Annotated in this window: 21 protein-coding genes; 7 read left to right on the forward strand and 14 right to left on the reverse strand. The window is 65.9% G+C overall.

Annotated elements, in window-relative coordinates:
- Positions 1-67: 67 nt before the first annotated feature.
- On the reverse strand, positions 68-2,023 hold the full coding sequence (locus D579_RS0109865; protein WP_018951902.1) for a DEAD/DEAH box helicase: 1,956 nt from the start codon (positions 2,021-2,023) through the stop codon (positions 68-70).
- A 257-nt stretch (positions 2,024-2,280) separates the two neighbouring features.
- On the opposite strand from D579_RS0109865, the gene D579_RS0109870 reads away from it, so the two are divergent.
- Positions 2,281-2,634 carry a metalloregulator ArsR/SmtB family transcription factor gene (locus D579_RS0109870; RefSeq protein WP_018951903.1) on the forward strand — a complete coding sequence of 118 codons (354 nt, stop codon included), beginning with the start codon at positions 2,281-2,283 and terminating at the stop codon, positions 2,632-2,634.
- Between the two features lie 104 nt (positions 2,635-2,738).
- Here the strand turns inward: D579_RS0109870 and D579_RS0109875 are convergent, their stop codons facing one another.
- Together D579_RS0109875 and D579_RS0109880 are read right to left on the reverse strand one after the other, a co-directional pair.
- Positions 2,739-3,818 carry a lipoate--protein ligase gene (locus tag D579_RS0109875; protein WP_018951904.1) on the reverse strand — a complete coding sequence of 360 codons (1,080 nt, stop codon included), beginning with the start codon at positions 3,816-3,818 and terminating at the stop codon, positions 2,739-2,741.
- 44 nt (positions 3,819-3,862) lie between these two features.
- Positions 3,863-5,983: a TonB-dependent siderophore receptor gene (locus tag D579_RS0109880; RefSeq protein ID WP_018938566.1), complete on the reverse strand. Its 2,121-nt coding sequence runs from the start codon at positions 5,981-5,983 to the stop codon at positions 3,863-3,865.
- A gap of 144 nt (positions 5,984-6,127) precedes the next feature.
- Here D579_RS0109880 and D579_RS0109885 point away from each other — a divergent pair, with 144 nt between their 5' ends.
- Positions 6,128-6,760: a MarC family protein gene (locus tag D579_RS0109885; RefSeq protein ID WP_018938567.1), complete on the forward strand. Its 633-nt coding sequence runs from the start codon at positions 6,128-6,130 to the stop codon at positions 6,758-6,760.
- A 70-nt stretch (positions 6,761-6,830) separates the two neighbouring features.
- Here the strand turns inward: D579_RS0109885 and D579_RS0109890 are convergent, their stop codons facing one another.
- Both D579_RS0109890 and D579_RS0109895 read right to left on the reverse strand, forming a co-directional pair.
- Complete coding sequence (locus D579_RS0109890) at positions 6,831-7,331, reverse strand: heme-binding protein (RefSeq protein ID WP_018176695.1); 501 nt, start codon at positions 7,329-7,331, stop codon at positions 6,831-6,833.
- Positions 7,332-7,544: 213 nt separating this feature from the next.
- Positions 7,545-8,315: a hypothetical protein gene (locus D579_RS0109895; RefSeq protein WP_018951905.1), complete on the reverse strand. Its 771-nt coding sequence runs from the start codon at positions 8,313-8,315 to the stop codon at positions 7,545-7,547.
- A gap of 301 nt (positions 8,316-8,616) precedes the next feature.
- Here D579_RS0109895 and D579_RS0109900 point away from each other — a divergent pair, with 301 nt between their 5' ends.
- Entirely contained in the window at positions 8,617-9,672 is a 1,056-nt protein-coding gene (locus tag D579_RS0109900; protein ID WP_018145529.1) for an NAD(P)-dependent alcohol dehydrogenase, read from the forward strand.
- Here the strand turns inward: D579_RS0109900 and D579_RS0109905 are convergent.
- From D579_RS0109905 to D579_RS0109940, 8 genes are all read right to left on the reverse strand, one after another.
- Positions 9,662-10,309, reverse strand: a complete 648-nt coding sequence (locus D579_RS0109905) for a dienelactone hydrolase family protein (protein ID WP_018951906.1) — start codon at positions 10,307-10,309, stop codon at positions 9,662-9,664. The genes D579_RS0109900 and D579_RS0109905 overlap by 11 nt on opposite strands.
- Positions 10,293-10,949, reverse strand: a complete 657-nt coding sequence (locus D579_RS0109910) for a phosphoribosyltransferase (RefSeq protein ID WP_018951907.1) — start codon at positions 10,947-10,949, stop codon at positions 10,293-10,295. The genes D579_RS0109905 and D579_RS0109910 overlap by 17 nt, the downstream gene beginning before the upstream one ends.
- A 131-nt stretch (positions 10,950-11,080) precedes the next feature.
- Complete coding sequence (locus D579_RS0109915) at positions 11,081-11,284, reverse strand: DUF2892 domain-containing protein (RefSeq protein ID WP_018145532.1); 204 nt, start codon at positions 11,282-11,284, stop codon at positions 11,081-11,083.
- A gap of 114 nt (positions 11,285-11,398) precedes the next feature.
- Positions 11,399-11,602, reverse strand: a complete 204-nt coding sequence (locus tag D579_RS0109920) for a DUF2892 domain-containing protein (RefSeq protein ID WP_018951908.1) — start codon at positions 11,600-11,602, stop codon at positions 11,399-11,401.
- A gap of 316 nt (positions 11,603-11,918) precedes the next feature.
- Entirely contained in the window at positions 11,919-13,223 is a 1,305-nt protein-coding gene (locus tag D579_RS0109925; protein ID WP_018169899.1) for a citrate synthase, read from the reverse strand.
- A 138-nt stretch (positions 13,224-13,361) separates the two neighbouring features.
- On the reverse strand, positions 13,362-14,333 hold the full coding sequence (locus D579_RS0109930; protein ID WP_018951909.1) for a sensor domain-containing diguanylate cyclase: 972 nt from the start codon (positions 14,331-14,333) through the stop codon (positions 13,362-13,364).
- A gap of 55 nt (positions 14,334-14,388) precedes the next feature.
- Positions 14,389-15,339 (reverse strand): GGDEF domain-containing protein, encoded by a 951-nt coding sequence (locus D579_RS0109935; RefSeq protein ID WP_018951910.1) that lies wholly within the window; start codon positions 15,337-15,339, stop codon positions 14,389-14,391.
- Positions 15,340-15,374: 35 nt separating this feature from the next.
- Positions 15,375-16,871 (reverse strand): FAD-linked oxidase C-terminal domain-containing protein, encoded by a 1,497-nt coding sequence (locus tag D579_RS0109940; RefSeq protein WP_018951911.1) that lies wholly within the window; start codon positions 16,869-16,871, stop codon positions 15,375-15,377.
- 81 nt (positions 16,872-16,952) lie between these two features.
- On the opposite strand from D579_RS0109940, the gene crcB reads away from it, so the two are divergent.
- From crcB to D579_RS0109960, 4 genes are all read left to right on the forward strand, one after another.
- On the forward strand, positions 16,953-17,363 hold the full coding sequence (crcB, locus tag D579_RS0109945) for a fluoride efflux transporter CrcB (protein WP_018145538.1): 411 nt from the start codon (positions 16,953-16,955) through the stop codon (positions 17,361-17,363).
- 85 nt (positions 17,364-17,448) lie between these two features.
- Positions 17,449-18,735, forward strand: a complete 1,287-nt coding sequence (serS, locus tag D579_RS0109950) for a serine--tRNA ligase (RefSeq protein WP_018951912.1) — start codon at positions 17,449-17,451, stop codon at positions 18,733-18,735.
- 55 nt (positions 18,736-18,790) lie between these two features.
- Positions 18,791-19,831 carry a thioredoxin fold domain-containing protein gene (locus tag D579_RS0109955; protein WP_018951913.1) on the forward strand — a complete coding sequence of 347 codons (1,041 nt, stop codon included), beginning with the start codon at positions 18,791-18,793 and terminating at the stop codon, positions 19,829-19,831.
- A 29-nt stretch (positions 19,832-19,860) separates the two neighbouring features.
- A complete protein-coding gene (locus D579_RS0109960; protein WP_018169893.1) occupies positions 19,861-20,283 on the forward strand; it encodes a hypothetical protein in 423 nt (140 codons plus the stop codon).
- A gap of 21 nt (positions 20,284-20,304) precedes the next feature.
- On the opposite strand, the gene cyaY is transcribed toward D579_RS0109960, so the two are convergent.
- Positions 20,305-20,628 (reverse strand): iron donor protein CyaY, encoded by a 324-nt coding sequence (gene cyaY / locus D579_RS0109965; RefSeq protein WP_018951914.1) that lies wholly within the window; start codon positions 20,626-20,628, stop codon positions 20,305-20,307.
- Positions 20,629-20,638 lie beyond the last annotated feature (10 nt).

A 20,638-nucleotide genomic window follows, 5' to 3' on the forward strand; every position in this document is an offset into this window, starting at 1 on the left:
TGAAACGCCCGCGGCTCCTTTCGGAGGCCGCGGGCGTTGTCTGGTACGCGCCTTTGAGTCGCCGCGCTTAGCCGTTGGCGGCCTTGCGCTTGATCATCAGCGTGCCGTCCGCGCGCGAGCCGGTGTTCTTGGGCCCGCTGGTACCCTTGCGCACGGGGCGTTTGCCGGGTGCGGCGGCATAGGCCGGGCGCTTGCCGTTGCCCGGGGCCGGGCCGCGCTTGGCCGGTGTGGGCTTGCTGGTCGGCTTGGCCCTGCCGCTGGTCTCCGGCTTGTCACTGCGCGGCTTGGCGGTCTTGCGCGGCGCAGGCTTGCGTGCGTCGTCCTGGTTCGCGGCCTGGCCCGGGCGCGGGGCCTGAAGGGTCAGCTCCAGCTTGCGGTTGGCAATATGGATGTTGCCCAGGCGACGAATCGCGGCTTCGTCCAGCGACGCCGGAAGATCCACATGGCTGTGGTCGTCACGCAGGCCAATGCGGCCGATGTCGCGGCCGTTCAGGCCGCCTTCGTTGGCCAGCGCGCCAACGATGGCACCCGGCGCCACGCCGTTGTTGCGGCCGACCGGCATGTAGTAGCGCACCATGTCGGCTTCCGGCTCGCGATCCTTGCCGCGCGACGGACGCTCGCCCCGGGGCTTGCTGTCCCGGCGGTTGTCGCCGCGCTCGGAATAGGGGGCACGGGCGGCCGCCAGCAGCGGATCGGCGCCCTTGTTGGCGTTGGCATCCAGCGGGCTGCCCGCGGTGGCCAGTGCGACCAGGGCGGTGGCGAGTTCGCGCTCGGATACGCCACTGTCGGTCAGCAGGCGCTCGACCAGGGCTTCGTGTCCGGAGTTCTGCTCGCTGCCCAGGAGGGCCTGAACGCGCTCGGCGAAGCGCGTCTCGCGGCGGGCCTGTACGGCCTGGCGGTCGGGCACCGGCTGTTCGCGCACCGGCTTGCCGGTGAGGCGTTCGATGTCTTTCAGCATGCGGCGCTTGCGCGGTTCCAGGAACAGGATGGCGCGGCCCTTGCGGCCAGCGCGACCGGTACGGCCGATGCGGTGGACGTAGACCTCGGCATCGCCGGGGGCGTCGAAGTTGAAGACGTGGCTGATGCGCGGCACATCGATGCCGCGGGCGGCGACGTCGGTGGCGACGATGACATCCAGGCGGCCGTCGCGCAGGTCACTGACCACACGCTCGCGTTCGCCTTGTTCCATGTCGCCGTTCAGCGCGGACGCGGCGATGCCAGCCTGGCCGAGTGAATCGGCGATCTCGACCGTAGAAGCCTTGGTGCGGGCAAAGACGACCGCGCCGTCCAGGTCTTCCTCGGTCTCCATCAGACGGGTCAGGGCCTCCACCTTGTGGCGGGCATCAACCAGGCAATAGCTCTGGTCGATGTCGGTGCCGGCCTCGTTGCCGGCGCCGATGCGGATCTCTTCCGGTTCGCGCATATGGCGGTGCGCGATACGACGGATGGGCGCCGGCATGGTGGCGGAGAACAGGGTGGTCTGGCGCGCTTCGGGGGTCTGTTCCAGGATCCACTCGATCTCTTCGACAAAGCCCATGCGCAGCATTTCGTCGGCTTCGTCCAGCACCACGACGCGCAGGGCGTCCAGGTTCAGGGTGCCGCGCTTGATGTGGTCGACCACGCGGCCGGGCGTGCCGACCACGATCTGCGGGCCCTTGCGCAGGGCGCGCAGCTGTTCGCCCATCGGCTGGCCGCCGTAGACGGGCAGCACATCGATGCCGGAGAACTCGCGGGCGAACTCAGTCAGGGCGCCGGCGACCTGGTTGGCCAGCTCGCGCGTAGGGGCCAGCACCAGTGCCTGGGGCGCGCGCTTGCCGGCGTCCATCAGGTCAATCAGCGGCAGGCCGAAGGCGCCGGTCTTGCCGGTGCCGGTCTGGGCTTCGCCCAGAACATCGCGGCCTTCCAGCAGCGCGGGGATGCAGGCGGCCTGGACCGGGGTCGGGGTCGTGAAGCCCATGTTCGACAGGGCATGAACCAGCGACTCGGAAAGCCCGAGCTGGGAGAAGGAGGGGGAATCAGACATTGAGGGTACTCACACAGGCCGGAAACGAAGGCCCGGCGAAAATCGGATGGCAACTGCCAACCCCGCATCATACACGAATCAAAGGTGTAGCGAGCGAAAGCGTCGGACATCTTTCTGGGAGATGCGGCCTGACGCCCGAAATGCCGCAACGGGGGGTGCCTGTCCTGGACTGGCGCGGAATCGTTGGGAAGGGCTGTTCGTTGTCCCACCGCAGCTGTCGGGATATAGTTCGTCCAAGGATTTTTGCTGGATACGGTATGTCGCTTAACCCTACGGACCTGTTTAACTTGCTGGCCGACGAGACACGGCTTCGCTCGCTCTTGCTGATGCAGGCGGAAGGGGAGCTGTGTGTCTGCGAGCTGACCCACGCTCTGGAGATGTCCCAGCCGAAGGTATCGCGTCACCTGGCCGCTCTGCGCCATTATCAGGTGGTGCGGACCCGGCGCGAGAGCAACTGGATCTATTATCGGCTCTCGCCGGAGCTTCCTGAATGGGCCGCGGAGATCCTGAAGACTGCGGATCGTGCTGCCTCCCGAACGGAGCCATATACCACGGATCGCGGGCGACTCAACACGGCGCCCAGTCGTGCGGAGTGCCTGGATTCGGCCTGAGGGCCGTCGTACGCAGAGAGCTGCAATAACATCCAAACGGCCGGACCACCCTACTTGGTGGTCCGGCCGTTTCTGTTTGGATGCGAAGCCTCGTGGGTGCCCGCTCAGTGAGGCTCGCGGTGGACGCAGGCGAGGATCGCCGTCGCGATGTCGTTGGCTTCGATGCCCGGGGCGTCGAGACCAATCTCCTGCATGCAGGCGGCCGTGGCGCTTCGCAGGGCTTCTTCTTCCAGTGGCTGGCCGTGCAGGGCGTCGGCGATGCGATCCATGCCGTCTTCCGGGAAGACCGTGAAATCGCCGGAGAGCAGAAGGTCGGCGATGTGGTCGTCCTTTTCCATCAGCTGGGCCCGGATCAGCCCGCCGGGGGCCTTGTGGGCGCCTTCGGTCAGGTGGGTTCCGGCGGCGATCTTGACGCCCATCTCGACGAATTTCCGGCCCTTGCGGTAGGTCCATTCGGGGTCGGTCAGCTCGGCCATCTGTTCCTCGATGGCGGCGGTTTCCTCGGCGGTGGGTTCGCTCATCTCGACCTCGACGGCGAGGTCGCTGGCCACGCGTTTCAGGAAGGCATCACGCACGGTCTCGCGGGCAGGCATTTCGCCGAGTTCGCGTGACAACGTGGTGATGTAGTCCTCCATGCCGGCGCGCAGCTTGTCGCGGAATTTCTCCGACGGGACCTTGAGGCAGCGCGCCATGGTGGCGGTGTCGAAGTCGAACATGAAGCTGCCGACCATCACGGTGGCATTGCCGATACTGGCGGCACCGGTACCACCGATCTTGCGTCCGTCCACGTGGATGTCATTCACCGGGCGGAAGGTCGCGTTCACGCCCAGGTCCTGGTAGGTGTTGATCACCGGGTCGATGAACTTCTTGTAGATGTCGGAGACGATCCGCGGCGCCTTGGACGACGGATAGATGAAGTGGAAGAACATCTGGTTGTGGTCCAGATACACCGCACCGCCACCGACGTGACGGCGGATGATCGGCAGGTTCTGTTCCTTGCAGAAGTCTTCGTCGGCCTCCAGGGCGATCTCCTGATGCAACCCGACGCAGACATACGGGTCGTCGGGGTTGACCAGGGTGAGCACCGGATCGTCGTCCTTGCCCATGGCCTCGGCGATGCCGTGGTAGACCGCCTGGGAACGAACGGCGGGCTGCTGGCCGAAATCGATTACGCGTAAACGCATGGTGTTGTCCTTGTCTTGTCTTGGGAGCGATGTCTGCGGCCGGTCTAGAACTCGGCGTTCCAGGTGAGCCCGAAGCTGCGGCCGGGGGCCCAGATGTCCTGTACGCCATTGGCCGGGTCCAGGCGTGCCTCGGTCATTTCGTTGACGTGCTCGCGGTAGGTCTTGTTGGCGATGTTGGTCACGCTAAAGGTGATCTCGTTGGAACGAAAGCCGGCGCTGGGCCCGAAGCGGTAGCCGACCGCGAGGTCGGCGGTGGCGAAACCGGAGGAGTTGCGTTCGTTCCCGGCGGTGAACGTGTCGGCGGTACGGCTCTGGCTCGCCACGGCCCGGATGCGGGCATCCCATTGCCAGCCCTGTGCGACAGAATGGCTGAGCCCGACGCTGGCCTCCGGCGGCGGCATCTGGGTCAGCGGCTCGTCAAAGCGGCGGTCGCGGTTCTCGCCGCGGATCCAGGTGCCACTGGCGTAGCCGGTGATCGCGTCGGTGAAGGCGTGTTCCACCAATGCCTCGATGCCGTGGATGCGGGCTTCGTCGAGGTTGATCGTCTCCTTTAAGCCCTGGGCGATGACCTGACCGCCGATGTAGTCGCGGATCCGGCTTTCGTAGGCCGAGACAGTGTAGGAGGTAGCGCCGATACGGCCGCGGGCTCCGACCTCGAAGGTGCGGTTGCGTTCCGGATCTAGCTGCGGGTTGCTCTGCCAGGTGAAGCCGTCGCTGTAGGGGTAGGTCAGGTAGCGTTCCAGCAGGCTGGCGGAGCGGTAGCCCTCGGATAGGCTGAAGTAGGGGTTGAAGGCCTCGTCCAGGTGCCAGGTCAGGCCCGCGGACCAGCTCAGGTTGCGGTCGGTCTTGTCCAGAGGTCCGGACACGTTCGCTGCGGCGTCGGCGCTGCCGCGTACTTCGTCATAGCGGGCGCCGAGGTTGACGGTGGCCCAGTCAAGGTAGGTCTCGTGCTGGACAAAGACCCCCGCGGATTCAATTCGCCCATTCTCAACCAATGGGCTAGGCGCTGCATTTTCGGGGCGGAACCCGTTGGCCTCGGTGCCGATGAACGAAACGGGACTTGCACGAAGGCGCCAGGCCTCGGCCCCGACCAGCAGGATCTGGTCGTCGGCGGGGACCAATTCCGTCTGCACGCGAAGCCCGTCCGTAGTGAAGTCGGTATCCGACGTGCGGTAATCGCGGCCGAGTTCCGCGTTCCAATCGTAGTTGCCACGCGAGAGTTCGTGTCGGTACACCGAGGCTTCGACGCGAGGTGCCCAGTCGCCGGATAGTTCGCCCTCGTAACGAAGTTCGAAGAGATCGCGTGTCTGACGCGGGGTGTAGTGGGTATTAAGCCCCAGGGGCGGAGCAATGGGACTCGGTGAGGCGCTGGGTGGGGTTTCATTGAAGTTGCGCGAGGCGAGGTACCAGACGTCCTTGCGTTCGTCGCGCTGGGCGCGGAACTGGACCTCGTGGCCTGGTGCGAGCTTGCCGCGGTAGCGCAGGTGGTAGGCGTTCTGTTCGGTGCCGGAGTCGCGTAGACGGTCGCCGTCGCCGTTCTTGTAGTCGTCGGTGTTCAGGTAGGCGGTGGAGAGGTCCAGCACGTTGCGGTCGTTGGAGACGGTGACGCCGACCGCGCCGCGGATGCCTTCGTCGACCGAGGTGACGCCCAGGCGGGAGAAGCCGCGGGTCTCGGGTTCGTCGGTGAAATCGCCGCCGCGGGTGATGATGTTGATCACGCCGCCCATGGCACCGGCGCCGTAGAGCACGGAGCCCGGGCCGCGCACGATCTCGATGCGTTCGATCAGGTCGACGTTGACATAGGAAGCCAGCGAGCCGCGGGCCGGTGGCTGCATCGCATTGATGCGCACGCCATCGACCAGAACCAGCACCTGGTCGCGCTTCAGGCCACGAATGATCGGATCGGAGCCCACCGATCCGTCCACGGCCGTAGCGACACCCGGCTGGCCGCGCAGGAGGTCGCCCAGGGTGCGGGCCTCGCGGTTGCGGATTTCGCTGGCCTCGATCACGGTGACGGAGGACGGCGTCTCGTCGATCAGGGTCTCGTATCCGGTGGCGGTAACCGATACGGTGCCCAGTGTCTGAGCGGCCTCCTGGGCATGAGCGAGGGCGGGTGATGCAAGCAGACTGGCCAGCGTCAGATGACCGACAACACGACGTTTCATGACTCGATGGCTCCCCAATAAGCGTTTCAGAACGCGCTAAAGTAGGTTCGTCGATCACGAAGGGCAACTTAAACCCCGGATGGCCAGGCCCATTCCGGGCGTGTCATGGCCCTTGGAGAACAGCCGCCAGAGGAGGGATCCGCCATGCTGGAACTGGGAATCGTCGCGCTGGCCACGTTTTTCGTGACCATCGGGCCGGTGGATGTCGCGGTGGTGTTCGCGGTCCTCAGTCGGGGCGTGGACCCAGCCCAGCGCCGTGCTATGGCCATCCGCGGGGCGGTGGTCGCGGGCGGCATCCTGTTGCTGTTTGCGCTGGTCGGGGAGGCGCTGCTGTCGCTGCTGGGGATCTCGCTGGCGGCGCTGTACACCGCGGGCGGGATCCTGCTGCTGTTGATTGGCATCGACATGGTGTTTGCCCGCAGCTCGGGCGCGGTGTCGGCCACGGCGGCCGAGACGCAGGAGGCGCGCACCCGCAAGGACTTGTCGGTCTTTCCGTTGGCCACGCCCTTGCTGGCCGGCCCCGGCGCGATGGGGGCCGCGATCCTGATGATGAGCCGGGCCGAGGGCGACTGGGTGGCCCAGGCCGTGGTACTCGGGGCGTTGGTGGCCGTTATGGTGCTTGCGCTGGTGTGCCTGCTGGTGGCGTCACGTCTGCAGCACTGGCTGGGCGTGACCGGCGCGCATGTGCTCACGCGCATCCTGGGCGTGCTGCTGAGCGCGCTCGCGATGCAGTTTATCTTCGACGGGCTTCAGCGAAGCGGTTTGCTCGGCGCCTGAACCGGCTCGCGCGGTCATGCGATGAACGGGGCCCTCCGCTCGCGCGAGAAGGCCCCGGCAGATGGTGGGGTTAGAGCAGGTCTTCGGTGATGGCGTCGATGCCGGCTGCCGCGCACTCGTCATCGACCTGTCCGCTAGGGGCGCCGGAGATGCCGATGCCGCCGACAATCCGACCACCGGTGGTGATCTGCTTGCCGCCGCCCAGAGTGCTGACGCCCGGCAGGTGCTGGATGCCATAGCCGGCTGCCCCCGGTTCCGTCATCTCGCGAAGCTCCAGGGTGTCGGTGCGGAAGCTGACGGCAGTCCAGGCCTTGCGGATGGCGGTATCCACCGTGTGCGGACCGGCAAAGCGGTCGCGCTTCAGGGCCTGGGGGGTGCCATGTCGGTCGACCACGGCCGCAGTGACCTGGGTGTCGCGTTCGCGGCAGGCCTCGACCGCGGCCTCTGCGGCCTTGACCGCAAGCTCGGGGATCAGCGTTGGGGTGTCGAAGGTACCCTCGCTGGCGTGCAGGGGCGCGGCGGCAAACGCAAGGAAGATCGGGGCAGCAAGGCAGTAACGCAGGGTGGTCATGATGAGCCTCCAGAAAGCTGTGGTTTCGCAACTCTGATAACTAGATGCCCGGGCACCGCTCTTCAACGCGCCGAGACCCCGCGCTAAGTGGTATCCACTTTCGATCAGGTAAATCTGACTATTCGACAGTAAGGTACGGAAGAAGTCTTATAAAACGGATTGAATAACGCCACGCCTGGCGGGTGTGCAGCTGGGGCCCGTAGGACGGGCCGATCAGGCGGCGCCGCTCGCGGCTTCACGCTCGCGACGGGCGAGATCGCGCAATGCGTGGCGCAGGGCCGGGCGCAACGGGGTATTCAGGTGAGCCCTCGCTCGCGACGGCGGGATGGCGTGCCGCCGGCAGAACAACCCCAGGGCGTAGGCAAGGTCGTCGCGCGAGAGTGCGGTTTCGCGTTCGGCGCTCGGCCCCTTGCAGGCACCGCACTGATTCACGCGGACCTGGAAGGCAGTATTGGCCAGCATGACCCCGAAGCCCATCTGGGTGGCGAGGAGTTCCGCGATATGGGCCTCGTTACCCTCCAGGGCGGGTGGGGGCTCGCCAGCCGTGGCGAGCAGGCGCAAGGCGATCTCGCGCGCGAAGTGGGCAATCAGCGCCTGGGAATGGGCGACGAGCTCCGGGTCGTAGGGGATGCCGACGCCCGCCGACTGGGGTTCCGCCGGGTTGCGGGTGGGTCGGGCAGTATTCATCGCATCCCAGGGGATGGGATCGTCCATCAGGTTTCCAGGGTGCACAAGCCGGAACGGGCTGTCTGCGAGCCCGGCATGTTCCAGCACGCGATCGAACACCAGTTGAGCCATGGCCTGGCGATTGTCGGCTTGCCCGGGGAAGTGCTCGGCCGTGGGCAGAACGAGGTGAGCCTTGCGCAGCATCGACCCCAGGTGTGGTTCGTTCCCGGCCCAATCGAAGATGGCGTGGATCCAGGCCCGGCTTTCGGGATCGAGGGCCGGGGCGCGTTGAAACAGGCGGGGAATGAGCGAGATCACAGGCGATCCTGAACAGCAGATGTAGGCTCATTGTAAGGGAGGCGAGCGGGGCGTCGCGATCAATCGGTGCCCGGGCGGGAAGATCGCGTGGCTGGCCTGCTATGTTTGATGAACAGGGTGTGCATGACGGCATGCCGCCCCTTGGGGAAAACGCTGGATGAGCCGGGCTTGCGGGTAGCACAGCGGCGAAGCAATCCATGAACAGCGGATGGCCAGGCCCGATTGATTGGCTCGCTGCGCTCGAAATCATGGAAAGCGGGTGGTTCAGTGTTTTTCCGGGAACGCTACAAAGGAGGTTGGTATGAGCACGATGAAGGCGGCAGTTTTTGTCGAACCCGGGCGGATCGAGTTGCAGGAACGTCCAATCCCGGAGATCGGGCCGACGGACGCCCTGCTGCGGGTGACGACCACGACCATCTGCGGGACCGATGTGCATATCCTCAAGGGCGAATACCCGGTGGAGGCGGGCCGCATCGTGGGGCACGAACCGGTTGGGGTGATCGAACGCCTCGGGGACGCAGTGACCGGCTACGAGGTCGGCCAGCGGGTCATCGCGGGCGCGATCACGCCCTGCGGGCAATGCCATTCCTGCCTGGAGGGCATCTCCAGCCAGTGTGGTGGCAAGGCCATGGGTGGCTGGCAGCTGGGAAACACGATCGATGGCTGTCAGGCGGAGTACGTGCGCATCCCCAATGCGCAGGCGAATCTGACCCCGGTGCCGGACGGCCTGAGCGACGAACAGGTACTGATGTGTCCGGACATCATGAGCACCGGTTTCGGCGGCGCCGAGCATGGGCACATCCACATCGGCGATACGGTGGCCGTGTTCGCCCAGGGCCCTATCGGCCTTTGTGCCACGGCGGGTGCCAAGCTCATGGGGGCCACCCGGATCATCGTGGTGGACGGGGTGCCGGAGCGCCTGGAGACTGCCCGCAAGCTGGGGGCGGATGTGGCGATCAACTTCCGCGAGCAGGACCCGGTCGAGACGATCATGGAGCTGACTGGCGGGCGCGGGGTCGATGTGGCCATCGAGGCCCTGGGGCAGCAGCAGACCTTCGAGGCCTGTCTGCGCATCCTGAAACCGGGCGGGACCCTTTCCAGTCTCGGGGTGTATTCGGGCAAGCTTTCCATGCCGCTGGATGCGATTGCAGCCGGGCTGGGCGATCACACCATCGTGACCACCCTGTGCCCCGGCGGGAAAGAACGCATGCGGCGGTTGATGGAGGTCGTCGCCTCGGGGCGCGTGGACCTGACGCCGATGGTGACGCACCGTTACAAGCTGGCGGATATCGAGACGGCTTACGAGCTGTTCTCGCATCAACGCGACGGCGTGCTGAAGGTCGCCATTACGCCGTAGGCAAGCACTTGTTGAACCAGTCGGCCGCGAGTTCGGCTGCCTGTTCCAGCGTGCCCGGTTCCTCGAACAGGTGGCTGGCGCCGGGTACGATCTGGAGCTCGCAGCGCGCGTGCATAAGCGCCTGCGCCTGGCGATTCAGTTGAATCACCATGGTGTCGTCACCGCCCACGATCAGGAGGGTGGGGCTCTCGACTCGGGGCAGGGGGGCGCCCGCCAGATCCGGGCGCCCGCCGCGCGAGACAACGGCCCGGATGGTCTCCGGCGCTGCGGCGGCGGCCTGCAACGCTGCCGCGGCGCCGGTGCTGGCGCCAAACAGCCCGAGCGGCAGGGGTGCCAGGCGAGGCTGGGCGGCCGCCCATTGGCAGGCCTGCACCAGCCGCCGGCCGAGGAGTTCGATATCGAAGCGGTTGGCGTAGGTGCGATCTTCCCCTTCGGTGAGCAGATCGAACATCAGGGTGGCGATGCGGCTGGCCTGCAGTGTCCGCGCCACTTGATGATTGCGCGGGCTCAGGCGGCTGCTACCGCTGCCGTGCGCGAAAACGACGAGACCAATGGGTGTCTCGGGTACGCCGAGAATCCCCTGGTGGACCTGGCCGTCCAGGGCCAGGTCGACGGACTGTTCATTCACGCGAGACATCGGGCTTTTCCGCACGGTGGACGGAGGCCATCATCGCGATGACCGCGTCGTCGGAGACTTGTTCGAAATCCTCGTAGTACGCCCCCACCGAGCCGCGGTAGTACTCGGGGATGTCCAGGGTGACCAGTTCATCGACCTCGTTTTCCAGGAGCGCCGCGGTCTCCGCTGGTGCCACCGGGATCGCCACGACCAGATGGCGAGGCTGGCGCTGACGTGCGTCGCGGATCGCGGCGCGCATGGTGAGTCCGGTGGCGATCCCGTCGTCGACAATGATCGCCAGCTTGCCGCCAACGTCCGGGGAAGGCGTCGTGCAGTACAGTTGGCGCCTGCGCCGGGCTTCGGCGCGTTCGCGTGCCTCGGCCTGGTCCAGCCAGCCTGGATCGACGCGTTCCGCCTCGCGTGGATTGCAGATCGGTTCGCCCTGCTCGGGCACGGCACAGATCGCGTACTCGGGATGGAACGGGTGGCCGATCTTGCGTGGGATCAGGAGATCCAGAGGCATGCCCAGATGCCGGGCGACGGCGATCCCCAGGGGGACTCCGCCGCGCGGCAAGGCATACACAACGCCGGGTTGGCCGCGATAGCGGTCCAGGGCGTGAGCGAGTTGCTCGCCGGCTTCCTTTCGGTCTCGAAATCGCATGGGGCCTGCGTTCCGCCTGGGTGGGTCTCACCTGGAGTGTAGACAGGCGTTGATCATTCGCGGGCGGCGCACACAAAAAGGCCCGGGACCAGCGGTGCCCGGGCCTTGGACGGGGTGGGGACCCCTTGGTTTTAGTTGAAGGCTTCCCCGGGCTTCACGCCCATCGCCTTCAGGATCATCGCCAGCGGACAGAAGCCGGTGAAGGCGGACTGCAACAGGTTCGCGCCGACGAACAGGGTCAGGATCAGCCACATCGGGGTGAAGACCCACCCGAGGATGGCGCTGATGATCACGACGGTGCCGGCGAAGGCGAGGACGATGCGGTCAATGCTCATGGATGGTGTCTCCTGGTTAAGTATTAGTGAAGTCTAATATGCAGTCTGACGCTCACGAACACAAGGGGCGCGTAGTCGATGGGGTTTCCTCGCCATCCACCGCGCGGGCCGGGTTCAGGGGAAGATTTCGCCGGGCTTGAGCCCCATGGATTTCAGGATCATCACCAGCGGGCAGATGCCGGTAAACGAGGCCTGAATCAGGTGGATGCCCATGAAGACGGCGAGCAGCAGCCACCAGGGGCTGGCCAGCCAGGTGAGCAGTACGCTGACCAGGACGACAATACCGGCAAACAAAATGAAGAAACGGTCGGTGGACATGAGCACTCCCTCCCTTGTTACTACCCAGTAGATAGCACCGGCGCAGGGGTTCGGCAAGCATCCGTCCGAATGCCAGCCTGGGGAAGGCTGATCAACGCACGCGTTCGCGCTCGAGCGGCAACGCTTTCGGTGGGCAGAATCGGCCAAGCCCCGGCGTTCAATCGGTCGTGGCGTTGGTACCCCACGTTCCCCGATCTGCGTTGCGACCTCCAAGGAGAGGGCACCGGCGGGAAGCGCGTCTACCAGTCGATGTGCCGTATCGGGTCGCGGAAAACACGGGGTGCCAACGCGGACCTGCGCATGGATCCGTGTCCCTCTAGCGTTCCTCGATGGAGGTGTAGTCGCGCGAGCGGTAGCCGGTGTAGAGCTGGCGCGGGCGGCCGATGCGGGATTCGGGGTCCTGCATCATTTCGTTCCAGTGCGAGATCCAGCCGACGGTGCGGGCGAGGGCGAAAATCACGGTGAACATGTTCAACGGGATGCCCATCGCGCGCAGGATGATGCCGGAGTAGAAGTCCACGTTGGGGTAGAGCTTGCGCTCGATGAAGTAGTCGTCCTCCATCGCGATACGTTCCAGCTCCATGGCGACGTCGAACAGGGGCTGGTTATCGGCGCCCATGTCGCCCATCTCCGCCAGCAGGTCGTGGCACATCTTGCGGATGATCTTGGCGCGCGGATCGTAGTTCTTGTACACGCGATGGCCGAAGCCCATCAGGCGGAAGGAGTCGTTCTTGTCCTTCGCGCGGGCCACGAAGTCCTCCACGCTCTTGTCGGAGTGCACGATCTCCTCGAGCATGCGGATGACCTTCTCGTTCGCACCCCCATGCAGTGGCCCCCAAAGCGAGGCGATACCGGCGGAGATCGCGGCAAACGGGTTGGCCTCGGAGGAGCCGGACAGGCGCACGGTGGAGGTCGAGGCGTTCTGCTCGTGGTCGGCGTGCAGGATCAGGATCAGGTCGAGCGCGCGCACGAACACCGGGTTCGGCTGGTAGGGCTCGCTGGGCACGCCGAACATCATCGCCAGGAAGTTGGCGGTGTAGGACAGGTTGTTGTCCGGGTACATGAACGGCTGGCCGTTGGCGTACTTGTACGACCAGGCGGCGATGGTGGGCATCTTGGAGATCAGCCGGTGCGCGGCGATGCGCCGATGTTCCGGGTTATGCACGTCCACGTTGTCGTGATAGAAGGCCGACAGCGCGCCGACCACACCGACCATGATTGCCATTGGATGCGCGTCGTGGCGGAAGCCGTCGAAGAAGCGGCGCACGGCCTCGTGCAGCATCGAGTGCTCCTTGATGATGCGCGAGAAGTCGTGCAGGTCGTCGGCGGCAGGCAGGTCGCCGTTCAGCAGCAGATAGCAGACCTCGAGATAGGTGCTCTCTTCCGCCAACTGTTCAATCGGGTAGCCGCGGTAGAGCAGGGTGCCCTCGTCGCCGTCGATGAAGGTGACGTCCGAACGACAGCTGGCCGTGGACATGAACCCCGGGTCATAGGTGAAGTAGCCGAGCTCCTTGTACAGGGTGCGGACATCCAGGCAGTTCGGGCCGTGCGAGCCCTCCTGGATCGGCAGTTCGATGCTCTTGCCGGTGGTGTTGTCGGTCAGCGTGACGGTTTTGCTCATGAAACGGCCTCGTAGCGAAGGGGACGTCCGGATGCGGATTAGGTGAATGGTAAACCATCGACCGGCCCGCGGCAGAGGGGTGCGTGAAGTGTGTTGGGCCCGGAGGAAAAGGGCGATCGTGCTTGCAGCACGAGGGCGTCAGGGCCCGGGGGTTCCGCGGCGCTGGCGCTTGTCGGCGTACATCGCGGCATCGGCGCTGGTCTGGGCCTCGGGCAGGGACCCGCTGACGGTGCGGCAGGCGTAACCGATGGAGGCCGACACACCGGCCTCTTGCAGCGCCGCACGCAGCCGGTTCGCGATCCCGGGGAGGTGGTCGGCCGGCGTCTCCGGAAGCAGCACGCCAAATTCGTCTCCACCCAGGCGGGCAACGATGTCGATTTCTCGACTGGCATCCCGCAAGGCCTGGCCAGCCGCCTTGATCAATCGGTCGCCGGCGTCATGGCCTTCCTGGTCGTTGACGGTCTTCAGGTTGTCGAGGTCGATGGCGACGAGACCCGCCGGGAGGCTGTGATCCTGGCAGCGCTGTTCCTCGGCGCTCAACGCGAGTAGCCAGCCCCGCCGGTTGTAGGTGCCGGTAAGGGCGTCGTTGTAGGCCTCCAGTCGCAGGGCCTCGCGCTCGCGTTCAAGTTCGTCGATCTGGCGGCGCTGGCGGATCAGTGACTCGATGACGGTGACGGCGGCCTGGATCTGTTCCGATTGCGCTTCGATGTCGGCCGATATGGGCTCCGGATTCATCGCGCACAGCACGCCGTACATCTCGTACTCACGGTCCTGCACCGGAAATCCGATGTAGCTGCCGATGGCGGGGGGATCGGGTTGTGCGGCGAGGGCTTCCCGGTAGGCGGGAATCTGTTGTACGTCCGGCGTGATTCGCGGGCCGCGTTCGGCGAGCATGCGGATGCAGAAGGAATTGCTCCAGTCAAAGGCCGTGCCGGCCTGAATGCCGTAGCCGTGGTCGTCGGCGCGCACAACGATCTGCTCGTTGTCCTCGATGCGGGTCAGCATCCAGACGTCCAGGGGGGCGATCCGGTGGAGCAGTTTCAGGACATGATCGACCCCGAGGTTGAACGGCGAGGGCGCGGGATCGGGGAGGTCGAAGATTCGGGCCATGGGACAATCCGTCGAGACGGTGGGGCGGCGGTTCGCCGCGCAGGATGGAAAAAGTCTAGGAGATCGCGGGTCGCGCTGCCGGTCGCAGTTCGCGTTCCGCGCGCTTCAGGGCGTGTTCCAGGCTTCCAGCACCGGGTTCGCGCATGGCGTGGCCAATGGCCGCGGGGATGGCCTTTGCGGACAGGGCCTGGCGGATGTGTCGCGCCCGCGCCGCCAGGGGCTGCGCCCTCAGGTCGATCGCGAGCAGGCCGAAGCGGGTGCCACCGAGTCGACCGATCAGGTCGGTGGGGCCTGCCAGGCCCTGCAGGGCGAGGATCGCGCGAACCAGTTCGGTGTCATCCTGAATGCCCGTGCTGTCCACGCTCGAGTCCCCGGGGAAGAGATCGAACAGGATGATGCCGGCGGGTTGGCCGCTCTGTTGGCAGCGGGTCTCCTCCGCGTCCAGCGCGAGCTCCCAGCCGTGGCGGTTGAGCACGCCGGTCAGGGGATCACCGTGGGCGGCCAGCGCAGCGTGCTGGCGCAGCCGGTCCAGCCCCTCGGCGCGCTGGCTGAGACGCAGCAGTTGCCCCAGCGATCCTGCCAGGGCACGCACGACCGGCTCATGGTGTTCGATGGCGGAGTCCATGGGTTCGGGATGCAATCCGCAAAGCGTGCCGAAGAGTTCGCCATCGGCATCGTACAGCGGGAATCCGATGTAGCAGCCAATCGTTGCGACCTCATTGATCGGGGCACTGGCATACGCTGGAACCGAGCGTGCGTCCGCGGCGATGTTCGGTCCATCTCCGGCGTTCATGTGTACGCAGTAGGAGTGCTGCCAGCTGAATGCGGCCCCGGGGCGGATGCGGGGTGCGTGGCCGTGGGTGTGCAAAACCACCCAGTCGTCGGACTCGACCCGCGTGAGCATCCACATGTCCAGCGGGATCAACGCCTGCAGGGCGCTCAGGATGGCGTCGACGGCTCCGGAGAAGTCGTCGGCCAGCGCGGTTGCAAGGGTGGCCCTGGGCATCGGAGGCTCAGCTCGGTTGGGTCGAGCCTGTCATCCTACAGGCGCGGGAGTTCCGGGTGCGACAGCTGCCCACCGTGGACGTGCTGGCGCCCGAACTCGGCGCAGCGGGCGAGCGTGGGGATGGCCTTGCCGGGGTTGAGCAGCCCCAGCGGGTCGAACGCGCGGCGCAGGTGGTGAAACTGCTCCAGTTCCGGCGCGGCGAACTGCACGCACATGCCGTCCAGCTTTTCCACGCCTACGCCGTGTTCCCCGGTGACGGTGCCACCGACCTCGACGCAGAGTTCGAGGATCTGTTGGCCGAAGGCCTCCGCGGTTTCCAGTTGCCCGGGCTGGTTGGCGTCGTAGAGGATCAGTGGATGCAGATTGCCGTCACCGGCGTGGAACACGTTGCACACGCCGAGGCCAACCTCGCGCGACAGGGTGTTGATTCGTTCCAGCACCGTCCCGATCTGGTGGCGCGGGATGGTCCCGTCCATGCAGTAGTAGTCCGGCGAGATACGGCCGGCGGCAGGGAACGCGGCCTTGCGCCCGGCCCAGAACAATGCGCGTTCGGCGTCGTCGCGGGCGGTGTGCACCTCGGTGGCGCCCAGATCCAGGAGCTTCTGGCGTACCACCATGACGTCCTCGGAGACCTCGGCGTTGGTGCCGTCGAGCTCGCACAAGAGGATCGCGGCCGCCTCTACCGGGTAGCCGGCGTGGACGAAGTCCTCCGCAGCGCGGATGGCAGCGTTGTCCATCATTTCCAGCCCGGCGGGAATCAGACCGGCGGCGATGATGCCTGCCACTGCGCGTCCGGCGGCCTCGGCCTGGTCAAAGCTGGCCAGCAGGACCTGGGTGCGCTCGGGGCGGGGCAGCAGGCGCACGGTGACTTCGGTGACGATGCCCAGCATGCCCTCCGAGCCAACCATGAAGGCGAGCAGGTCCAGTCCGGCACTATCCAGCGTCTTGCCGCCGAGGCGGATGATCTCGCCATCCAGGGTGACCAGCTCCAGCCCGATCACGTTGTGCACGGTGAGTCCGTACTTGAGGCAATGCACGCCCCCGGCGTTTTCGGCCACGTTGCCGCCGATGGAGCAGGCGATCTGCGAGGAGGGGTCGGGCGCATAGTAGAGGCCTTGCGGGGCCGCCGCCTCGGAGATCGCGAGGTTGCGCACGCCGGGCTGGACGACCGCGCAGCGGTTGTCGGCATCGATCTCCAGGATGCGATTGAAGCGCGCCAGGGATAGCAGCAGCCCAGTCTCGCTGGGCAGGGCGCCGCCGGACAGCCCGGTGCCAGCCCCGCGTGGCACGATCGGGACCCCGTGCTCGCGACAAAGCCGGAGGCAGGTCAGCAGTTCCTCGTGGGTCCGTGGCAGGGCCACGGCCCCGGGGATCTGGCGGTAGGCGGAGAGGCCGTCGCACTCGTAGGCTCGGCGTTCCGCGGCCTCGACCACCAGGGCGTCCGAGGGCAGCTCGGTGGTCAGACCCTCAATGACCGCGGCCAGCGCCTGTGCGGCGGCCTCGGTCGGCGGTGTGGCGGGATGGGCGCTCATGGCCTCGATGGTAGGGGTCTGCTGGGTCCGTGCGAGGTGATCGCATAAACTGTGGGTCTTTTCCGCAAGCGGGACGTGATGATGGGCATTGGGCTGGGCTCGTATCTGGCAGTGGCGGCAGGCGGTGCGCTGGGCTCGGCACTGCGGCTGGGGATGCAGGAGTGGATGGTGGCGCACTTCGGGCGTGCCTTTCCCTGGGGTACGTTGAGCATCAACATCCTCGGCTCGTTCCTGATCGGGGTACTGGCCGTGGTGCTGGTGGAGCGCCTGGAACTGCACCCGGCCTGGCGCTTGTTGCTGGTCGTCGGGGTGCTGGGTGGCTTTACGACATTTTCCACCTTCTCCCTGGAAGTCGTTCACATGGTGGATGTAGGCGCCTGGGCGCGTGCACTGGGCTACATGCTCGCGAGCCTGCTGGTCTGCGTGCTGGCTGCGGCAGCGGGGCTCCACGGAACTCGATTCCTGCTGGGGGTCGGGCCGGTCGCCTCGTGAGGGCATTGGCCGCGACCGTGGACGCCACGGGGCGGCAACCGTAGACTTCCCCGTCGTTCTTTCCACCCCTTGCCGGAAATCCGTCATGCTTGATATCCACAGCCTGCGCCAGGACCTGGATGCGACTGCCACCGCTCTGGAACGCCGTGGCTATACCCTGGACCGCGAACGCTTCAAGGCCCTGGAGGCCCGGCGCAAGGCGTTGCAGGTGCGCACCCAGGAGCTGCAGGCCGACCGCAACACCCGCTCCAAGGGTATCGGGCAGGCGAAGGCGCGGGGCGAGGACATCGAGCCGCTGAAGGCCGAGGTCGGGCGCCTGGGCGACGAGCTCAAGCAGTGCGAGACCGATCTGCACGGGGTCCAGCAGGAGCTGGATGCGATGCTGATGCAGATCCCGAATCTGCCGCAAGCGGACGTGCCCGACGGGCTGGACGAGAAAGACAACGTCGAGGTCCGCCGCGAGGGGACCCCGCGGAACTTCGATTTCACGCCGCGCGATCACGTGGACCTGGGCCTGCCCGGTGGCTGGCTGGACTTCGAGGCCGCAGTGCGGGTGGCCGGTTCGCGTTTCGTGGTGATGCGCGGTCAGATGGCGCGCCTGCACCGGGCACTGACCCAGTTCATGCTCGATCTCCATACTGGCGAACACGGCTACCAGGAGACCTACGTCCCCTATCTGGCCAATCCCGAATCGCTGGAGGGGACCGGGCAGTTGCCGAAGTTCGACGATGACCTGTTCTCGGTCGACTGTGACCAGCGCTACCGTCTGATCCCCACCGCCGAGGTCACCCTGACCAACCTGGTGCGCGAGCAGATCCTCGATGCCGAGGCCTTGCCGCTGAAGATGGTGGCCCACACCCCTTGTTTTCGTTCCGAGGCGGGTAGCTATGGGCGCGACGTGCGCGGCCTGATCCGGCAGCACCAGTTCGAGAAGGTGGAGCTGGTGCAGATTGTGCAGCCGGAGAGCTCGGATGCCGCGCTGGAGGAACTCCTGAGCCATGCCGAGCGGGTCTTGCAGGCGCTGGAACTTCCGTACCGCGTGATGCTCCTGAGCGCCGGGGACATGGGCTTTGCCGCGGCGCGCACCTATGACCTGGAAGTCTGGCTGCCGGCCCAGGATGCTTACCGCGAGATCTCCTCTTGCTCCAACTTCCAGGCCTTCCAGGCGCGCCGCATGCAGGCGCGCTTCCGACCGAAGGCGGGCGAACGCCCGGAGCTGGTGCACACCATCAACGGGTCCGGGGTTGCGGTGGGCCGGGCCCTGGTCGCGCTGCTGGAGAATCACCAGCAGGCAGACGGCTCGATCCACATCCCGGAAAAACTGCGCCCGTATCTCGGGGGAACCTCGGTGATGGAGCCGCCGTCCGAATAGGAGGTCCACCGGGAGTCTTCTCGACGTGAATAACGCCCTTGGCAGGAAGAATTGGTTGGGTTGGCTGGCGAGCGTCGTCTCGCTGGTGGGCATGGTGGTGTTGTTCGCGACCGCCTCTGTGGCGGACGAATCCGTCGAATCCGACGAGGGGATCGTGTTCGATGACACCCCGCGCCCGATTGGGCTGCATACGCCCGACTGGTTCGAGCTGAGCTTCCTCGATCTGCGCGAGGACCTGGAAGATGCGGTGGAGCAGGGAAAGATGGGGCTGGCTGTCTACTTCGGCATGGATGACTGCCCCTATTGCGAGGCGCTGTTTGACAAGAACTTCGCACAGGACGATATCCGCGAGTACCTCGCGTCACACTTCAACGTGGTGGCCATCGACGCGCTGGGCACACGTGAAGTCACGGACCTGGACGGCGAGACCTGGCTCGAACGGCGCTACGCCGCCGAACAACGGCTGAACTTTACCCCCTCGATTGCCTTTTACGACGAGGACGGCGAGCGCATCCATCAGATGCGCGGTTACTACCCGCCATACCGGTTCCGCGCGCTTCTGGAATACGTGATTGACCGGCATGATCGCGAGGAGAGTTTTCGCGACTATCTGGAGCGCGCCGACCCACCGCCAAAGTTCGATCTCGACGACATCAACCAGCGGGAGTTCTTCATCAACCAGCCGTATGCGCTGGATCGGAGCCGAATCCCCGCCGAACGCCCACTGGTGGTGTTCTTTGAGCGCGAGGCCTGCCATGCCTGCGATATCATGCACTCCGAGCCGCTGCAGCAGGACGAGGTGCTGGAGCGCATCGGCCTGATGGATGCGGTGCAGCTGGATGCCGACGATGCCGATACGCCGGTGCTGACGCCGGGTGGCGACCGCACCAACGCAAAAGACTGGGCCGCGGAACTGGGTGTGCACTGGGCGCCCACGCTTATATTCTTCGACGAGCGTGGCGAAGAGATTATCCGCATCGATTCGGTCGTCCATCAGAATCGGCTGCGCAACGTGCTGGACTTTGTCCTGACCGGTGGCTACGAGGAGTATCCGACCTTCGAACGCTGGCGTGCCCAGCAGCCGCCGCGCCCCTGACCACGCCGCTGACTCAAGGAATCATCCCTTTGCATTTCGACCGTGACTTCGTAATCCGCAACCGTGAAGTGCTGGAAGGCATCGTTGCCCGTTCCCACCGCGTAGCGCTGGGAATCTTCGCGCTGACCTTTGGGGGCTACGGGGCAGCGGTATGGCTCTGGTTCCAGGACAACGTGTGGGCCGCCCTGGTGGTGGCGACGCTCAGCTATCTGGTGTTCCGCCAGTTCCGCATGCTGGCGCTGGGAGTCGCGCGCATGCCGCTGCGCGGCGATGCGGAGGCGGTGGAGGCGCTCAAGGCGATCGATATGGCGCTGGAGCAGGACAAGCCCCACCCGGTACTGGCCGAGGTCGAGGCGCATCTGCGGGCGCTGGAAGAGGCGCCCGCAACGCAGGAGGAACGCGAGGCCGCGGGCCCGGACGATTCGAAGAAGGGCGCCGGCAAGGGCGACTGACAGCGACCTGTGGTCGCCGGATCAGAGCTCGACGGGTACGCCCAGTTTCTGCTCGATGACCCGCACCAGGGTCGCGTGCAGCTCTTCGCCATTGCGATCGTCGATCCAGGTGCCTTCCTCCTCGGAATAGCCGAAATGGGCCGGTCCTTCGGGCGAGGAGAGCCAGATCTGCTGTGCGGCCTCCTGGCGGTTCAGGATCAACTGGGCGCCATCGTCGAATTCGATCGTCATCACGCCGTCGATCAGGTCAATGTCCAGGTCGTCCAGCGCGCTTTGCTCGGTGAGGCGGGTCTGGATGTCGTCCAGGGTGTTTTCGGCGAATACGGCGAAGGAGGTCTGGCTCATGGGGATCTCG

Source organism: Thioalkalivibrio sp. AKL12, assembly GCF_000377925.1.
Classification (GTDB): Bacteria; Pseudomonadota; Gammaproteobacteria; order Ectothiorhodospirales; family Ectothiorhodospiraceae; genus Thioalkalivibrio; species Thioalkalivibrio versutus.

Coding starts and splice junctions, on each gene's coding strand:
- D579_RS0109865 (WP_018951902.1), bottom strand. CDS start 2,023: ATGTCTGATTCCCCCTCCTTCTCCCAGCTCGGGCTTTCCGAGTCGCTG.
- D579_RS0109870 (WP_018951903.1), top strand. CDS start 2,281: ATGTCGCTTAACCCTACGGACCTGTTTAACTTGCTGGCCGACGAGACA.
- D579_RS0109875 (WP_018951904.1), bottom strand. CDS start 3,818: ATGCGTTTACGCGTAATCGATTTCGGCCAGCAGCCCGCCGTTCGTTCC.
- D579_RS0109880 (WP_018938566.1), bottom strand. CDS start 5,983: ATGAAACGTCGTGTTGTCGGTCATCTGACGCTGGCCAGTCTGCTTGCA.
- D579_RS0109885 (WP_018938567.1), top strand. CDS start 6,128: ATGCTGGAACTGGGAATCGTCGCGCTGGCCACGTTTTTCGTGACCATC.
- D579_RS0109890 (WP_018176695.1), bottom strand. CDS start 7,331: ATGACCACCCTGCGTTACTGCCTTGCTGCCCCGATCTTCCTTGCGTTT.
- D579_RS0109900 (WP_018145529.1), top strand. CDS start 8,617: ATGAGCACGATGAAGGCGGCAGTTTTTGTCGAACCCGGGCGGATCGAG.
- D579_RS0109905 (WP_018951906.1), bottom strand. CDS start 10,309: ATGTCTCGCGTGAATGAACAGTCCGTCGACCTGGCCCTGGACGGCCAG.
- D579_RS0109910 (WP_018951907.1), bottom strand. CDS start 10,949: ATGCGATTTCGAGACCGAAAGGAAGCCGGCGAGCAACTCGCTCACGCC.
- D579_RS0109915 (WP_018145532.1), bottom strand. CDS start 11,284: ATGAGCATTGACCGCATCGTCCTCGCCTTCGCCGGCACCGTCGTGATC.
- D579_RS0109920 (WP_018951908.1), bottom strand. CDS start 11,602: ATGTCCACCGACCGTTTCTTCATTTTGTTTGCCGGTATTGTCGTCCTG.
- D579_RS0109925 (WP_018169899.1), bottom strand. CDS start 13,223: ATGAGCAAAACCGTCACGCTGACCGACAACACCACCGGCAAGAGCATC.
- D579_RS0109930 (WP_018951909.1), bottom strand. CDS start 14,333: ATGGCCCGAATCTTCGACCTCCCCGATCCCGCGCCCTCGCCGTTCAAC.
- D579_RS0109935 (WP_018951910.1), bottom strand. CDS start 15,339: ATGCCCAGGGCCACCCTTGCAACCGCGCTGGCCGACGACTTCTCCGGA.
- D579_RS0109940 (WP_018951911.1), bottom strand. CDS start 16,871: ATGAGCGCCCATCCCGCCACACCGCCGACCGAGGCCGCCGCACAGGCG.
- crcB (WP_018145538.1), top strand. CDS start 16,953: ATGGGCATTGGGCTGGGCTCGTATCTGGCAGTGGCGGCAGGCGGTGCG.
- serS (WP_018951912.1), top strand. CDS start 17,449: ATGCTTGATATCCACAGCCTGCGCCAGGACCTGGATGCGACTGCCACC.
- cyaY (WP_018951914.1), bottom strand. CDS start 20,628: ATGAGCCAGACCTCCTTCGCCGTATTCGCCGAAAACACCCTGGACGAC.